We start from the raw sequence: 13,997 nt of genomic DNA on the forward strand, positions 1-13,997 counted from the left end.
CATCCGGGATCGGAGCCATCACCATGTCGATCACCTTTTCGCCGGTTGTGGCCGCCGGAACGCGCCACATACCCGGCTTCACCGCACTGCACTTCATCGACCTGGAGAAGTTGGAAGTAGCGGCGTCGCCGCTGGCCGTTCTCGACGACTTCCGCGTCGACGGACTCCCGTTCTCACCTCATCCCCATGCCGGCTTCGCGGCTGTGACCTACGTGTTCGAGGACTCCCCGGGTGAGGTACGGAGCCGCGCCTCCTCGGGCGTCGACATCACCGTCGGGCCCGGCGGAATCGTGTGGACCGACGCCGGCAGCGGCGTCGTGCACGAGGAGGTCCCCGCCGTCCGCGGTCGCGAGCTGCACGGACTTCAACTCTTCGTCAACCTGAGCGCCAGGAACAAATCGGCCGCGCCACAGGTCCGCCACCTCCAGGGCCACGAGGTCCCCCAATGGCACAGCCCGGACGGCGACGACCGGGTCCGGGTGGTCGTCGGCTCGTTCAAGGGTGTGTCGTCGCCGTTGAGGCCCACCGAGCCGTTCACCATGCTCGACGCTCGGATACGACACGAGATCACTTTCGATCTTCCGCAGGCTGAGAACGCCGTCGTGTACGTCCTCGACGGGACGGTCGACGTCCACGCCGACAGCCAGACCCGGCAGGTCGGCACCAGCCACGCGCTGGGCGTCCGCGGCGGTGGCAGTGGCGGCCGACTCACGGTCGCACCGCGGCAGAGCGCGCACCTGCTCATTCTGAGCGGCGCGGAGATCCGGGAGCCGGTGGTGACTGCCGGCCCCTTCATCATGAACGACGCGGCGCAGGTCAGGGACGCCGCCGACCGCTACCACGCAGGATCGATGGGACAGCTGACGCCGCTCAGCGACGCGGGATGATCCGCTCGACCAGCTCCGGCACCCACTCGACGTACTCGACCTCCGCCCCACCGGCGTGCCGGGCGTACAGGTAGCGGCCGGTCGGACTGGTCGCCTCCGGCGTGGTGACCTCGCCGCCTGCGGCGGTCAACCCGGCGACGACGGCGTCCAGATCGGCCACGATCACGGTGGCGGAGGCGTGCCGGTAGCGGGCCCGTTCCGCCGGCGCGCCGGCGATCACCAGGAAGTCGCCGATCGCTGCCAACTCGATCGCGTCGAAGGCGAAGCGCAGCTCCGGCTCGCTGCCGACCAGGGTCCGTAGTGACGGCAGCGACGCGTCGAGGTCATCCACCCAGAGCCGGGCGTACGTCTTCAGGATGGTCATGTCTCCTCCAGTACGTTCGAGATGGTCGACCAGACCGTACGACGACTGCCTCGAATGGGGTAAGTACGCACTTTTTGGTAAGTAGTGCGTGCCACTGAGGGAGGGCAAGTGGACGAGCCGATGCCCGGCGCGCCGACGGCGGCGGCGGAGGTGGCGCAGGCACACCAGGCGGCTCGCGAGGTGTTCGACGTGGTCGGCACCAAGTGGGCGCTGTCGGTCATCGAGGCCCTCGGTGCCGACACCCGCCGCTACGGGGAACTGCACCGGCAGGTCACCGGCATCAGCCACCGGCTGCTCACCGCGACCCTGCGGCAGCTGGAGCAGCACGGGGTGGTCGAGCGGACGCTCCATCCCACCGTGCCGCCCCGTACCGAATACCGGCTCACCCCCGCCGGCCAGGAGCTACAGCACACGATCAACGGGTTCTGTCGGTGGAGCCGCCGACACCTTGACGAGATCCTGGCCGCACGCCGCCGGTCCGAGCAGGCCTGACTCCGGTGACTCAGCCGATCCGACGGGGACCGCGGGTCAGGTAGGCGGCAGCTCCGGTGACCGCGAAGACCGCGGCGGTCGTCAGGGCCGCGACGCTGTCCGGTGGTTGGCCCGCCCAGGTGAGCAGGTACAGCGCGAACGGCTCCGGGATGGCCGGGATGCCGGCGGAGACGCAACCCGTCACGACCGGCAGGGTCCAGGCCAGTCGCCGCCCGAACAGGGTCGCGGCCAGGGCGGCGAGCCCGGTGAGGCCCGCCGCGTCGCGCAGGACGACGCCGGCCGGGGCGGTGGTCACGACCGTCACCACGGTGGCGGTGAGCACGGCTATCGCGGCCAGGTTCAACGCGCGGCGGGGGGCCCAGCGGATCGCCGCGGTCGCCTCCAGGCTGGGGTCCGCCCCGCCGAGGCCGTTGCCCAGGATGGCCACAGGAACTCGCCGAGCTGTCGTTTCGCGTCCACGTCACCCAGTATTCGGCCGGCCGGACCGGGTAACCACACCTTGTCAGGGGTAGGCAGGCGTCTGCTCAGCCGTCCATACCGCTGATGGCCACCTGCACCCAGAGGATCGAGGCTGCGGCGATGCCCAGGAAGGTGAGCGCCGACAGTCCCGACGCGGCGGCGAGGCTCAGGCGCCTGCGGGTCACGACGAAGACGGTTGCGGATGCGGCCACTGCGAACAGCGCCAGGTAAGTCGTGAATCCCATGTTCTGCTTCTCTCTGTCCAGGTGGTTGGCATCGACGAGGAGACCGGCCGGTCGAGCGCCGTTACGGGGCGTACGGCAGGACCTGCTGGCTCTTTTTCCTCATGCCGTAGAGACTGCCGAACGGAGGCTGCGGCCTCTTCCGTCCGCGGGCCGGCGTCGGCTCGGCGCTGAGCGGATATCAGGCGCCGCGCCTCATTCGAAAGGTGGAGGCGACCTCACCGCGGCGACCGGGTCAGGCGTCGACCAGCCCGGCCCGCCACGCCCAGGATGCGACCTCGACCCGGTTGCGTACGCCGAGCTTCGACTGCGCGGCAGCCAGGTGGGTCTTGACGGTGGACACCGCCACGAACAGTTCACCCGCGATCTCCTGGTTGGTCAGTCCCCGGGCCACCGCCCGTACGACGTCGCTCTCCCGGTCCGTCAGGGCCTCCACCGGTGCGGTCGTGCGTTGCTGCGGCCGGTGCCGGAAGTGGCGCAGCAGCCGGACGGTGACCTGTGGCGCCACCAGGACGTCGCCGCGTACGGCCGCGCGGACCGCCTCCACCAGCAGGGCCGGTCCGCAGTCCTTGAGCAGGAACCCGCTCGCCCCGGACTGCAGGGCGATGTCCACGTACTCGTCGTCGTCGAACATGGTGATGACGACGACGGCGATCGGATCGGCCACGTCGGGGCCCGCGAGCAGCCGGGTGACCTGGAGTCCGTCCAGGCCCGGCATCCGGATGTCCAGGAGGCACACGTCCGGGCGCAGCCGACGCGCCGCCTCGACGGCCGCTCGCCCGTCGGCGACGTCGGCCACCACGGTGATGTCCGGCTGGGCTTCCAGGATCATCCGGAACCCGACCCGCATCAACTCCTGGTCATCGGCGATCAAGACCCGCACTGGCTACCGTCCCGTTCTCGTGACCGCTTCCCGGTGGACACCTGGCAGCCCTCGACTGATACTCGGCGGGACACCCCCCGGAGGCCGTCGGAGTTCCCCGCTCAACGAGCACGGATGATACGGGTGGCACTACCGTTCGGCCGGGTACAGCGGCAGGTCGGCGCTCACCTGCCAGCCGCCGCTCGTGCGGCCGGCGGTGAACCGGCCGCCGAGCAGGCGCACCCGCTCCCGCATGCCGACGAGTCCGAAGCCACCGCGACGTCTGCCGATCATCCGGGTCACCCTTCCGTCGTCGCGGACCTCGACCCGGACGTACCCCTGCTCGGTCCGTACCGATGCCACGATCTGCCGTGCCCCGGCGGCATGCCGCCGGGCATTGGACACCGACTCCTGGACGAGGCGCAGTACCGATGTCGCGACCTCGTCGGCCACCGGTTCAGCCAGCTCGACCGTCACCCGTACCGGCGGACTGCCGGCCGACGTCATCGCCCGTAGGTCGGCCGACAGGTCGGTGGTCCGGGTCAGCGGTGCCGGCATCCTGCCTTCGCCCGGTTCGCCCGCACGCAGCGCGGCGACGAGGTGCCGCATCGAGGACAGCGCCTCGATACCGGAGCGTTCGATCACCGGCAGCGCCCGGGCGGCCGCGTCGGGGTCCGACGCGGACCGCTCCTGGGCGGTCTGTGCCTGCTCCATCATCATCCTGACCTGGTACGTCACCACGTCGCGGAGTTCCCGCGCCAGGCCGAGCCGCTCCCGCTGCTGCACCGCGATGACGGCAGCCCGCCTCGCCCGGTCCCGTTGCCGGTCACGACCCCGCAGATACCACCCGTACGCCACTGGCAGCACCACCACCGCCATGTCCGACAGCGACACACTCCACCACGGCTCCGGCACCGACCCCGCGGACAGCGACCAGTACTGCGGCCGGAACTGCTCGGCCGCCGCGCCGGCGGCCAGGACCAACCCGACGAGGCCGGTGGCGACAGCCCCGGAAACCCGCCGGACGACCGCCACGGTGACGATCACCTGCGCGCCGATCTCGGTCATCGTCAGGCCCCCGGGCACCTCGCCACCGACCGCCCGCAGTAGCGCCGTCGAGAGGACGAGAGTTGCCGCGGCACCGAGCGCCCCGGCGACCGGCCGCGCCTGTGCCAGCAGCGCCATGGCCGCCATCACGACGATGCCGGGGACCAGCCACCCCCGGCCCGTGGTGTCGAGTTCCCCGGTGATCTGCACGTCGAGCAGGGCCAGGGCCGTCAGTACGACGGCCCACGGCAACTGCCGCAGCACCAGCGCCAGCACCATCGTCTTCTCACCATCCCGCGCGGTACCTCCACACTCGACCGGAGGACACCGGGAACCGTACGGCTCCTCGGCACCGCAGCGGAAACCGCTGCGGCACTACCCGTCACCGACGACACCCCCGAATCCGGACCGGTACGAGGACTGTTGTGATTGTGGTGTGAAGCTCGACTGGCGAGATCTGATCACCTGGGACTGGCCCCTGGCCGGGCTGCTCACGATCGCGCTGCTGCTGGACGGTGCGGCGGCGAGCGAGGTGGGACATTACGACGGGCGGTGGGAGCTGCCGGGTTTCCTCGCGGTGTGTGCCCTCGCGCTGCTGGCGTCCCGCTGGCCGGTCGTCGCGGGCGTCGGTGTCGTGGTGGTGCTGCTGGCGGGGTCGGTGGTGCTGCGGCTGGCCGGCGTCACGGTCCCCTCCGCCGCGGGCGGACTGGGGGCCGCCGAGGTCGCCGCGGTGCTGGCCGTCATCGTCGCGGTGGTCCGCCGGTTGTCCAGATCCACCGCCGCCGGCCTGGTGGTGCTGCTCCTGCTCAGCTGTCTGGTGGTCGGGGTGCTACGGCCGGAGCACCCCGCTGCTCCGCAGGATCTGGGCTGGTCCGGGATCCTGCCGGTGGTGGCCGTTCTCGCCGGATGGTACCTGCGTACGCGCGACGCCCGGCATGCGCGGGAGATGCGGGCTGTGACGGTCGCGGCGCAGTTGCGTGAGCGGGTGGCCCTGGCGCGGGAACTGCACGACGTGGTGGCCCACCACATCGGCGGCATGGTGGTGCAGGCCCAGGCGGCGCAGGCGGTGGCCGTACCTGATCCCGGCGCTCCGGCGCGGGTGCTGCCGGTGATCGAACGTGCTGGCGAGGGTGCCCTGTCGGCGATGCAGCGGATGGTCGCCATGCTGCAGGACGTCGGCGGGGAACCGGCGTCGCCGACCACTGACCTGCTCGCCGACCTGCGCGCGGCGACAGTCACCCCGGCAGGCGCCACTGAGGTCCGGTTGGCGGTGGAACTCGCCGAGCCCGTACCGGCGGCGGTCGCGACCACGGTGCTGCGGCTGGTCCAGGAGTCGGTGACGAACGCGCGGCGCTACGCCGTAGGCGCCCGTGAGATCACCGCGACGGTACGGTCCGCAGACGGGACCGTCCGGGTGCAGGTACGCGACGACGGGCGACACACCGACCGACCGAGCAGGTCCGGGGGCGGCGGTTACGGCCTGGTCGGCATGCGGGAACGGGTGCACCTGCTCGGCGGCCGGTTCGAGGCGGGCCGGGTGGCCGGTGCGGGCTGGCAGGTGCTCGCGGACGTGCCGCTGCGGGCCGAGTGAGCTCCGGGTGGCGGTCACGGACGCCGAGACCGGGTAGCTCAGGCCGTTGCTCACGGCGCGACCGTCGCCGGGAGAAACGGTGGAGAACACCTGTCAGCGCACTGGTCGATCCTCCTTGAAGGCCGCGCGCAGCATGTCGCGGTGCGTCCGTACGTAGCGGATGTCCGCCTCGTACAGATCGGCGTGCCCTGCCACGATGTGCTGCCGGAACGCCGCGTTGCCGTGACTGGCCTGATCGCGCATGAAGTCGATGAGCGCCTGCAGTCGGCCCGGGACGACGTCGATGACCTCGGCGCCCACGTCCGGCCCGTACGCGCGGCAGAACTCGGGGGTACGCAGCTCCGGCGTGATCACGTCGGGCACCTCGCCGTCGAGGAACGTGAGTATCTCGTTGCCCTCGATGTCGAAGCCACGTGGCTCCGGCGCGCCGTGGAACCCGTGGTCATGGAGGTGCCGCAGGAGCCGGTGAATCGCCGGCGCCGCCGGTGACGCCGGCCGGTGGACGACGTCGCCGTGGCGGCGCACGACGTTCACTCCGCCACGGAACTCCTGCTGTTCAGTCATGCCCTGCCCGCTTCCACCGGACCAGGGTCCGGCCATGGCCGGTCGTACCAGGGCGGGCAGCCGGTGCCGGAAGATCCCGCAGGGGACCATCGGGTGACAGGCGGCACCACCGTCGGTGACGCAACTCGGCAAGTATCACCGCCAGTGCGATCAGCGCGCCGAGTAGGCCCGTCGCGGCGAAGCCCCAGGCCGGTGCGGAGGCGTCGATCACCGCCCCGGCCAGGGGGGTGCCGAAGGCGGCGATCGACTGCCGGATCACGGAGAAGACCGGGAGTGTGAGCAGCCCGCCCACGAGCGCGGCACCGAGCAGCACCGGGTACGGCAGGACCGGCGCCGTACCCCAGAACAGCGCCGAGACCGCCGTGGTCAGCAGCAACATCGGCCGTAGGCCACGCCTGTCGACCAGCCGGCCGAGCAGTGGCGCGCCGAACGCCGAACCGACCGTCAGCACGGCTCCGACCAGTCCGGCGACGAAGTATCCGTGACCCAGATCGAGTACGTGCAGCGTCATCGCCACCGCGGTGGCCGCCACCGGCACCCGGGCGAGGATCGCGACCAGCAGCAGGGGCCGCAACCCCGGCAGCGCGAGCGCGTCGCGGTAAGGTCTTACATCCAGCATGACCGATACCTTCCAGGGTGACCTGCTAACCGGAACTGAGGGATGTCTGCGTCAGATCTCGTTGCTGACCGACCGGGGTTTCATGGCCACCTGTCGAGCGTTGAGGCGAGGGCGGGCCCGGTGAAGCTGATCGAGTGGCGTCTTACCGGACCGCCCGCGAATCAGAAGCTGTACAACCCACCCCACCTGCCCGGACAGCACGGCAGGCCAAGGCTCACCGTGGTGGAGGCGGCGGGGATCGAACCCGCACATCCGGAGTGGTCAGGGGCATCGTCGTGAGGCCACCGCCACTGTGCCCGTCCGGTCGCTTCCGTGCCCTGGTCGTGTGGCGACCCTAACGGTCGCCCACTCCTGCATACCGGCCGTACCGAGCACCGCGCCGCAAGGCCCGGCCGGCGGACCACACGTCGGCACGACCGCTGATCCGACGCACTGCGGCACCCGACTGTCTCACCGTCCTACGCGCAGGAGATGCAGTGGCGGGCGAACGGCCGCACGGCGAGTCGCTCCTCGCCGATCGGCTGCTGGCAGCGCTCGCAGATCCCGTAGGTTGCCGCGTCCACCCTGAGCAGGGCGTCGTCGACCTCGGCAATCCGTGCCCGCGTTGCGGTGAGTAACGCGATCAGCTGGGCGCGTTCGAAGCCGACGGTGGCACCCTCGGGGTCGTGTTCGTCGTCGGCGTTCGAATCCCGCGATGCTGTGAAGAGCGCCTTCAGATCCCGCGCCAGCGTCTCCGCCTCGGACTCCGCACTCGCCCGTAGCCGCAGCAGCTCCTCCCGGACCATCTTCACAGTTTAGTACGGGAGGGTCGCACCAGCGGCTGATCCAGGTGGCGGGCGGGGCCGCTCCCGACCGTCGGCGGCCCGCGCGGTCAGGGTGCCTGGCGGGGTGCGGCGACGACAGCGACGTGCTCCATCGGTAGCGCACCGGTCCGCTCGACGTCCAACCCGGCACGGCCGAGAAGCTCGGTGACGTGGTGGAGGCTCCGGTGCGCGCCGCCGGTGATCATCAGCAGGTGAAGATCCCACAGGGCCGGCAGCACGGACGGGTCCTCGTCAACGACGAAGCGGTCGAGGACCAGCAGCCGTGCCGTCGGGCCGGACATCGCCCGGCGACAGTTGTCGAAGGCCTGGACGACCGCGTCGTCGTCCCACCCGGCCAGCGCGCGGGACAGGATGTAGACGTCGCCGCCCGTCGGCACGCTGGTGAACATGTCGCCGCCGACGAGGGTGACCCGGTGGAGCCCGACGGTGGCGGCGAGGTGTTCGCCGGCCCTGGGCATCATGTGCTCGCGGTCGAACAGCACGCCCTTGGCGTCGGGTGTGGCCGCGAGGAGCGTGGAGAGCAACTGCCCACCCCCACCACCGACGTCCACGATGGTCTTGCCGCCGGTGAAGTCGAAGGCGGCCGGCACCTCGTGGAAAAACATGTTGCCGGCATTCATGGTGGCCTGGAACCGGCGGGCGGTGTCCGGGTCCCCGCTCAGGTAGTCGTAGAAGGATCTGCCGTAGGCGGCCTCGAAGCCGGAGCTGACTGTGCTGATCGCGCGGTGCACGTGTCCCCACGCGGCGTAATACTCCTCGCCGTGCAGCAGGCACATGTCGCGCATCGACAGCGAGCCGGAGCGCAGTGCCTCGCTGATCGGGGTGCTGCGGTAGCCGCTCGTCTCGTTGCCGTCGAACACGCGCATCGCCACCAGGAGTCGCATTAGACGACGTAGCCCCACTGGGCCGGCACCGCTCGACGCGGCCAGTTCGTCGCTGGTGGTCCGGCCGGCGGCGACATGATCCGGTAATCCGAGTTTGACTGCGGTGTAGAGAGCCTGTGCCTTCCACCCGCCGGTCATGACATCGACAATGTCCCGAGTGGCCTGCAAGTCGATCGTCATTGGTCCTCCGCCCGCACTGCCCTTCGCGACGACGGTGGCAACCGTACCGCGTAGTGAACTGCCGAGGAAAGGATTTGGTGTCACGGACGCCCTCCCAACTTACCCAGCGGGCAGAAAGTCATCTTCCATGGCCCTTTCGGCCAATGACCGAAGTGCGACAAACTTGATGTACAACAACGGTGGATCCCGGCGTGCGTTCTGGCGAACCGCCGTTGTTGTATTGGCTGGTTGCTCGCGGGCGACGGGTTAGGGTGCGCACGACATACCCAGCTCACCGAAGGGGAGGGCCACCAAGCGTGTCCCAGCAGAGCACCGTCGCGACGGACGGCCGTGACGACGGAACGGATGACAACATCGAGACACTGTTCGAATTGCCCGCCCCGTCCTTCACTGCCCCGTCCACCGGCCCACGGCCGGGCGCGGCGGCACCGGACGCCGGCCCGCTGGCGACCCGGATGCGACCTCGCACGATCGACGAGATCGCCGGTCAGGCTCACCTGCTGCGTCCCGGTGCCCCGTTACGCCGGCTGCTCGAGGGTGCCGGCGCGGCCTCGGTACTGCTCTACGGCCCGCCCGGCACCGGCAAGACCACGATCGCCCGGCTGCTGGCCACCGCCGGCAGCACCCGGCAGTTCGTCGCTCTCTCGGCGCTGTCCAGCGGCGTCAAGGAGGTGCGCGACGTGATGGTCGAGGCCCGCCGCCGGCTCGACCGGCAGCATCGGCAGACCGTGCTGTTCATCGACGAGGTGCACCGCTTCTCCAAGACGCAGCAGGACGCGCTGCTCGGTGCGGTCGAGGACCGGCTGGTGTTGCTGGTCGCCGCCACCACCGAGAACCCGTCGTTCTCGGTGGTGACCCCGCTATTGTCGCGCCTGCTGGTGCTGCAACTGCGGTCGTTGGACGACACCGACGTCCGCGACCTGCTGCGCCGCGCCGCAGCGGATCCGCGGGGTCTCGGCGGCGCGGTCACGCTGTCGGCCGAGGCCGAGGCCGCGCTGGTGCGGTTGGCCGCTGGCGACGCCCGCAACGCACTGACCGCGTTGGAGGCCGCCGCCGACGGGGTGCTGGCGACCGGAGGCACCGAGATCGACGTGCCGGCCGTGGAACGGGCCGTCGCGGAGACAACCGTGCGTTACGACCGGCAGGGCGACCAGCACTACGACGTCATCAGCGCCTTCATCAAGTCGATCCGTGGTTCCGACCCCGACGCCGCGTTGCACTACCTGGCCCGGATGCTGGTGGCCGGGGAGGACCCGCGGTTCGTCGCGCGGCGGCTCGTCGTGCACGCCAGCGAGGACGTCGGTCTGGCCGACCCCACAGCCCTGCACACGGCGGTCGCCGCGGCACAGGCGGTGCAGTTGATCGGGATGCCCGAGGCGCGTCTCGCGCTGACGCAGGCCACTCTGCACCTCGCGATGGCGCCGAAGTCCAACGCGGTGATCGAGAGCATCGACGCGGCGATGTCGGACGTGCGCAGGGGTGCCGTGGGCGACGTTCCCGCCCACCTGCGCTACGGGCGCTACAAGGGTGCCGCGGAACTCGGCAATGCGATCGGTTACCGCTATCCCCACAAGGCGCCGGACGGGGTGCTGGAACAGCAGTATCCGCCGGACGGTTTGGTGGGAAAGAACTACTATCATCCGAGTCGGCACGGTGGTGAGCGCACCCTTCGTGATCGACTCGCAGACCTCCGCCGCGTGATTCGCGGCGGCTGAGACGTAGCACATAGGACGGTCGATGCAGAAGGGTTGGGCGGGTGGTCGGATCGGTATTTTCGGCATGATGTTCGAACCACTGTGTCGAGCGCCTCGAAGGGTAGTCTCGGGTGAGGCAACCAAGGATCAGGATGCGGATTGTGCGGTGCCGCCACAAGAGGGGTCGGGATGCCAATGCATAGATTGGTGACAATCGGAGTCTACGACTTTGACGTCGAATCATTCCTGCAACGCCTGCGCGCCGCGGACGTCAGACTGCTGTTCGATGTGCGCCAGCGTCGCGGGGTCCGCGGGCCCGACTACGCATGGGCGAATGCTCGCCGGCTGCAGGCGACCCTGGCCGGTGCCGGCATCGCCTACGAGCACCACCGCGAGTTGGCCCCGACCACCGAACACCGCCATCTGCAGTACGCCGAGGACGACCGTCAGGGCGTCGGTAAGCGGTCCAGACGGGAGTTGGCCGCCGAGTACGTGCGCCGCTACACCGCCGAGGTCCTCGACCTCGTCGACCTGGTGCCGCTGCTGGCGGTGTTACCGACGCAGGGACGGGCGGCGCTGTTCTGCGTCGAGCGCGATGCGGTGGCCTGTCACCGGTCGCTGATCGCCCGGCGGCTCACCGAGCAGCACGACGTGTCGGTCGAGCACCTGGCCCCGGCATGACCGGCCTGACCCCGACGGGCGGGACACGGCCCCGGATCGCGGTGTTCGCCGGGCCGACGGCGACCATCCTGAATACCCCCGACCTGGTCACGTCGAACAAGGCCCGCACCCGGCACGGCCTCGCACCCCGGCCGGGCCGGTTCGACGCACTGCGTCCGCAGCGGCTGGCGGCGCCGGTCACGGCATACGTCGAGGCGTACAGCGCGCATCCACTCGAACGCGACGCGGCACACCTGTACGCGCCGCCGGACGGCTGGCTCGACACCGACGGCGCGTTCCACACCACGCAGCCGACCGGCGACGCCACCCCGGTGTTCGTCGTGGAGCTGCACCCCGACGACGGGCTGTACCCCCTGCCCTATATGGGGCGGCAGCGTGACGGTTCAGCGTGGGAGGAGGCCGCGACCGCGCCGTACGCGCCGTCGGAGGCGGCCCGGCAGACGTTCTACCCGGACGCGCGCCGCCTCTACGAGGAGATCGAACGGTTCGGGCTGGGCGATCACGGCACGCCCGTCGAGTTCGGTTCGATCGCCGACTTCGACTTCTTCCGCGCGGCCCCGTCGGGTGGCTACACCGCAGGTCCGGACGGGGAGCGGCCCGGCCGTGACTTCTTCGTCTACTACCCCTACCACCTGCAGAGCGAGCCGCACCTGGGTGACCTCGCCGGGGCGACCAACCAGGTCCAGGCCATCCTCGCCGCGGGTGAGCACGACGGCGTGCAGTGGCTCGAGGGCAGCCCGACCGTCGACGAGACCCTCTACTGGCTCGGCCTGTTGATCGACACGACGGTGCCCCTCGTCGGCCACGCCGCCCAGCGGCGGCATCACTCGCTGAGCGCCGACGGCGACCGTAACGTGGTGGACGGAGTGAAGTACATCGCCTCCGGCGTCGCCCTCGACGCGCAGGGTGTCGACCGGGTCGGCGCCTGCGTGATCGTCGACGAACTCGTCTACACCGCTCGCGACGTGACCAAGGTCGACGCTCGGCCGGGCGGATACGAAGTCACCGGCGGCCACGGGGGAATCGTCGCCGACCTGGGCGGGTACGGTCCCCCGCAGCTCACCTACCTGCCGACGCGCCGGCACACCGCGCGCTCGCAGCTGCGCCTCACCGTGCTACCGAAGGAGGTGACCGGCGTCGCCGGCTCGTTGGAGTCGGGCGTCACCCTGCTCGGCGTCGCGACGAGGGACGGTGACGGGCTGATCCCGGAGGCCATGCCCAGGGTGACGATCACCAAGTACAGCCGCTACGCGGTGGAACCGGGCGGCGATCCCCAGGTGGGCGACGAGGTGGAGATCCTGGCCCGGATCCGGGCCAATCTCGCCGCTGCCCCGCTCGCCGGTTTCGTCTGCGAGGGCATGTCGCCGTTCGGGATGGCGGACCCGGCGAAGAACTTGGCGCTCGGTGTGGCCATCTTCGCGGGGATGCCGGTGGTGCGTACCGGCCGTGGCAACACCGGCGGCATGGCGTACCGGACGGATCCGACGTTCATCGTCGGCAACAACCTGACCGCGACCAAGGCCCGGTTGCTGCTGATGGCTGCCCTGCTCAAGTACGGTGCGCTGCCACCGGCCACGGACCCGTTCCGGCCCACCCACGCCGAGCGTGCGGTGACCGAGCAGGCGGTCGCCCGCTACCAGGCGCTGTTCGACACCCATTGACCCAGCTGAGTTCCGGATGGAGAGAGCCTGTGGGCACTCACGAGTACGTGGTGGCGGACGTTTTCACGGAGACGGCGTTGGAGGGCAACCCGGTCGCGGTCTTCCTGGACGCGGCAGCCCTGTCCGCCGAGCGGATGCAGCAGATCGCGAACGAGATGCACCTGTCGGAGACCGTCTTCGTGCTGCCTCCGCGCCGCGACGGTGACGTGCGGGTCCGCATCTTCACGCCGGTCAACGAGCTGCCGTTCGCCGGGCACCCGACCCTGGGCACGGCGATCGTGCTCAGCGAGCTGAAGCCGGTCGGGGAAATCCGGATGGAGACCGCCATGGGGACGGTGACGTTCGACATCGAGCGGTCCACCCGGGACGGGCGCGGCTCGGCGAGTTCGTGGCAGCCCGTCCCCACATGGGGGCGCTACGACCGGGCCGAGGAGCTGCTCGCCGGGCTGGGTGTCCCGGCCGCCGACGCCGTCCTGCCGGTGGAGGTCTACGACAACGGGCCGAGGCACGTGTTCGTCGGTCTGCCGGGCGTACCCGAGTTGTCCGCGCTGGAGCCCGACCAGCGCGTTCTCGCCCGGCTGCCCGACATGGCGGCCAACTGCTTCGCGGGTTCCGGCAGGCAGTGGCGGCTCCGCATGTTCTCGCCCGCATACGGCGTCGTCGAGGACGCCGCCACCGGTTCGGCGGCCGGTTCGTTGGCGGTGCATCTGGCGCGGCACGGCATGATCCCGTTCGGTGAGTGGATCGAGGTCCGGCAGGGCGTCGAGATCGGTCGCCCGTCGACGATGCGGGCCCGGGCCACCGGTGCACCGGACCGGATCGAGACGGTCCAGGTCGCCGGATCCGCGGTCGTGGTGGCCCGGGCGACGCTCTACACGTGAGCCCCGGCGGTCCCGCCGACGCGCGGTGAGCCGACAGACCGAGGTGGGCCCGCCCTGCTGTCAGC

General features: G+C 70.5%; 15 protein-coding genes and 1 pseudogene. 7 read left to right on the plus strand and 9 right to left on the minus strand.

Annotation, left to right across the window (positions count from 1 at the left end; genetic code table 11):
- The first annotated feature begins 23 nt into the window (after positions 1-23).
- Complete coding sequence (locus tag ACN28G_RS25110; protein ID WP_091445478.1) at positions 24-887, plus strand: pirin family protein; 864 nt, start codon at positions 24-26, stop codon at positions 885-887.
- Here ACN28G_RS25110 and ACN28G_RS25115 read toward each other — a convergent pair.
- On the minus strand, positions 871-1,251 hold the full coding sequence (locus ACN28G_RS25115; protein ID WP_091445481.1) for a VOC family protein: 381 nt from the start codon (positions 1,249-1,251) through the stop codon (positions 871-873). The genes ACN28G_RS25110 and ACN28G_RS25115 overlap by 17 nt on opposite strands.
- A 120-nt stretch (positions 1,252-1,371) precedes the next feature.
- On the opposite strand from ACN28G_RS25115, the gene ACN28G_RS25120 reads away from it, so the two are divergent.
- Positions 1,372-1,743 (plus strand): winged helix-turn-helix transcriptional regulator, encoded by a 372-nt coding sequence (locus ACN28G_RS25120; protein ID WP_091447718.1) that lies wholly within the window; start codon positions 1,372-1,374, stop codon positions 1,741-1,743.
- Positions 1,744-1,753: 10 nt separating this feature from the next.
- Here the strand turns inward: ACN28G_RS25120 and ACN28G_RS25125 are convergent, their stop codons facing one another.
- From ACN28G_RS25125 to ACN28G_RS25140, 4 genes are all read right to left on the minus strand, one after another.
- Entirely contained in the window at positions 1,754-2,170 is a 417-nt protein-coding gene (locus ACN28G_RS25125) for a hypothetical protein (RefSeq protein ID WP_421480471.1), read from the minus strand.
- 97 nt (positions 2,171-2,267) lie between these two features.
- A complete protein-coding gene (locus tag ACN28G_RS25130) occupies positions 2,268-2,447 on the minus strand; it encodes a hypothetical protein (RefSeq protein ID WP_091445490.1) in 180 nt (59 codons plus the stop codon).
- Positions 2,448-2,679: 232 nt separating this feature from the next.
- Positions 2,680-3,327, minus strand: a complete 648-nt coding sequence (locus tag ACN28G_RS25135) for a response regulator (RefSeq protein ID WP_268239658.1) — start codon at positions 3,325-3,327, stop codon at positions 2,680-2,682.
- 129 nt (positions 3,328-3,456) lie between these two features.
- Positions 3,457-4,632: a sensor histidine kinase gene (locus ACN28G_RS25140; RefSeq protein ID WP_421480472.1), complete on the minus strand. Its 1,176-nt coding sequence runs from the start codon at positions 4,630-4,632 to the stop codon at positions 3,457-3,459.
- A 157-nt stretch (positions 4,633-4,789) separates the two neighbouring features.
- Between ACN28G_RS25140 and ACN28G_RS25145 the strand changes: the two genes are divergently transcribed.
- Positions 4,790-5,944 (plus strand): sensor histidine kinase, encoded by a 1,155-nt coding sequence (locus tag ACN28G_RS25145; protein WP_421480473.1) that lies wholly within the window; start codon positions 4,790-4,792, stop codon positions 5,942-5,944.
- A 93-nt stretch (positions 5,945-6,037) separates the two neighbouring features.
- On the opposite strand, the gene ACN28G_RS25150 is transcribed toward ACN28G_RS25145, so the two are convergent.
- The 4 genes and pseudogenes from ACN28G_RS25150 to ACN28G_RS25165 form a co-directional block, all read right to left on the minus strand.
- Positions 6,038-6,478 (minus strand): hypothetical protein, encoded by a 441-nt coding sequence (locus ACN28G_RS25150; protein WP_421480474.1) that lies wholly within the window; start codon positions 6,476-6,478, stop codon positions 6,038-6,040.
- A gap of 265 nt (positions 6,479-6,743) precedes the next feature.
- Positions 6,744-7,127, minus strand: a pseudogene (locus ACN28G_RS25155) (MFS transporter); the annotation flags it as partial.
- A 458-nt stretch (positions 7,128-7,585) separates the two neighbouring features.
- Positions 7,586-7,912, minus strand: a complete 327-nt coding sequence (locus ACN28G_RS25160; protein ID WP_091447728.1) for a TraR/DksA family transcriptional regulator — start codon at positions 7,910-7,912, stop codon at positions 7,586-7,588.
- Positions 7,913-7,998: 86 nt separating this feature from the next.
- Entirely contained in the window at positions 7,999-9,015 is a 1,017-nt protein-coding gene (locus ACN28G_RS25165; protein ID WP_421480475.1) for a methyltransferase, read from the minus strand.
- A gap of 455 nt (positions 9,016-9,470) precedes the next feature.
- Here ACN28G_RS25165 and ACN28G_RS25170 point away from each other — a divergent pair, with 455 nt between their 5' ends.
- The 4 genes from ACN28G_RS25170 to ACN28G_RS25185 all read left to right on the plus strand — a co-directional run bounded on the left by ACN28G_RS25170 (position 9,471) and on the right by ACN28G_RS25185 (position 13,932).
- Positions 9,471-10,730 carry a replication-associated recombination protein A gene (locus tag ACN28G_RS25170; RefSeq protein ID WP_421480973.1) on the plus strand — a complete coding sequence of 420 codons (1,260 nt, stop codon included), beginning with the start codon at positions 9,471-9,473 and terminating at the stop codon, positions 10,728-10,730.
- Between the two features lie 186 nt (positions 10,731-10,916).
- Positions 10,917-11,390, plus strand: coding sequence for a DUF488 domain-containing protein (locus ACN28G_RS25175; RefSeq protein ID WP_229688261.1), 474 nt, complete (start codon positions 10,917-10,919; stop codon positions 11,388-11,390).
- Entirely contained in the window at positions 11,387-13,051 is a 1,665-nt protein-coding gene (locus tag ACN28G_RS25180; RefSeq protein ID WP_421480476.1) for an asparaginase domain-containing protein, read from the plus strand. Before ACN28G_RS25175 ends, ACN28G_RS25180 begins: the two co-directional genes overlap by 4 nt.
- A gap of 29 nt (positions 13,052-13,080) precedes the next feature.
- A complete protein-coding gene (locus ACN28G_RS25185; RefSeq protein WP_421480477.1) occupies positions 13,081-13,932 on the plus strand; it encodes a PhzF family phenazine biosynthesis protein in 852 nt (283 codons plus the stop codon).
- The last annotated feature ends 65 nt before the right edge of the window (positions 13,933-13,997 follow it).

Origin of the sequence: Micromonospora sp. WMMA1923 (assembly GCF_049179195.1) — a bacterium.
In the GTDB taxonomy this organism is placed as follows: Bacteria; Actinomycetota; Actinomycetes; order Mycobacteriales; family Micromonosporaceae; genus Micromonospora; species Micromonospora yangpuensis.

Bases quoted from the DNA above. Each gene is read 5' to 3' on its own strand.
- ACN28G_RS25120 (WP_091447718.1), top strand. From the start codon at position 1,372: ATGCCCGGCGCGCCGACGGCGGCGGCGGAGGTGGCGCAGGCACACCAG.
- ACN28G_RS25130 (WP_091445490.1), bottom strand. From the start codon at position 2,447: ATGGGATTCACGACTTACCTGGCGCTGTTCGCAGTGGCCGCATCCGCA.
- ACN28G_RS25180 (WP_421480476.1), top strand. From the start codon at position 11,387: ATGACCGGCCTGACCCCGACGGGCGGGACACGGCCCCGGATCGCGGTG.
- ACN28G_RS25165 (WP_421480475.1), bottom strand. From the start codon at position 9,015: ATGACGATCGACTTGCAGGCCACTCGGGACATTGTCGATGTCATGACC.
- ACN28G_RS25160 (WP_091447728.1), bottom strand. From the start codon at position 7,912: ATGGTCCGGGAGGAGCTGCTGCGGCTACGGGCGAGTGCGGAGTCCGAG.
- ACN28G_RS25110 (WP_091445478.1), top strand. From the start codon at position 24: ATGTCGATCACCTTTTCGCCGGTTGTGGCCGCCGGAACGCGCCACATA.
- ACN28G_RS25115 (WP_091445481.1), bottom strand. From the start codon at position 1,251: ATGACCATCCTGAAGACGTACGCCCGGCTCTGGGTGGATGACCTCGAC.
- ACN28G_RS25170 (WP_421480973.1), top strand. From the start codon at position 9,471: ATGCGACCTCGCACGATCGACGAGATCGCCGGTCAGGCTCACCTGCTG.
- ACN28G_RS25140 (WP_421480472.1), bottom strand. From the start codon at position 4,632: ATGGTGCTGGCGCTGGTGCTGCGGCAGTTGCCGTGGGCCGTCGTACTG.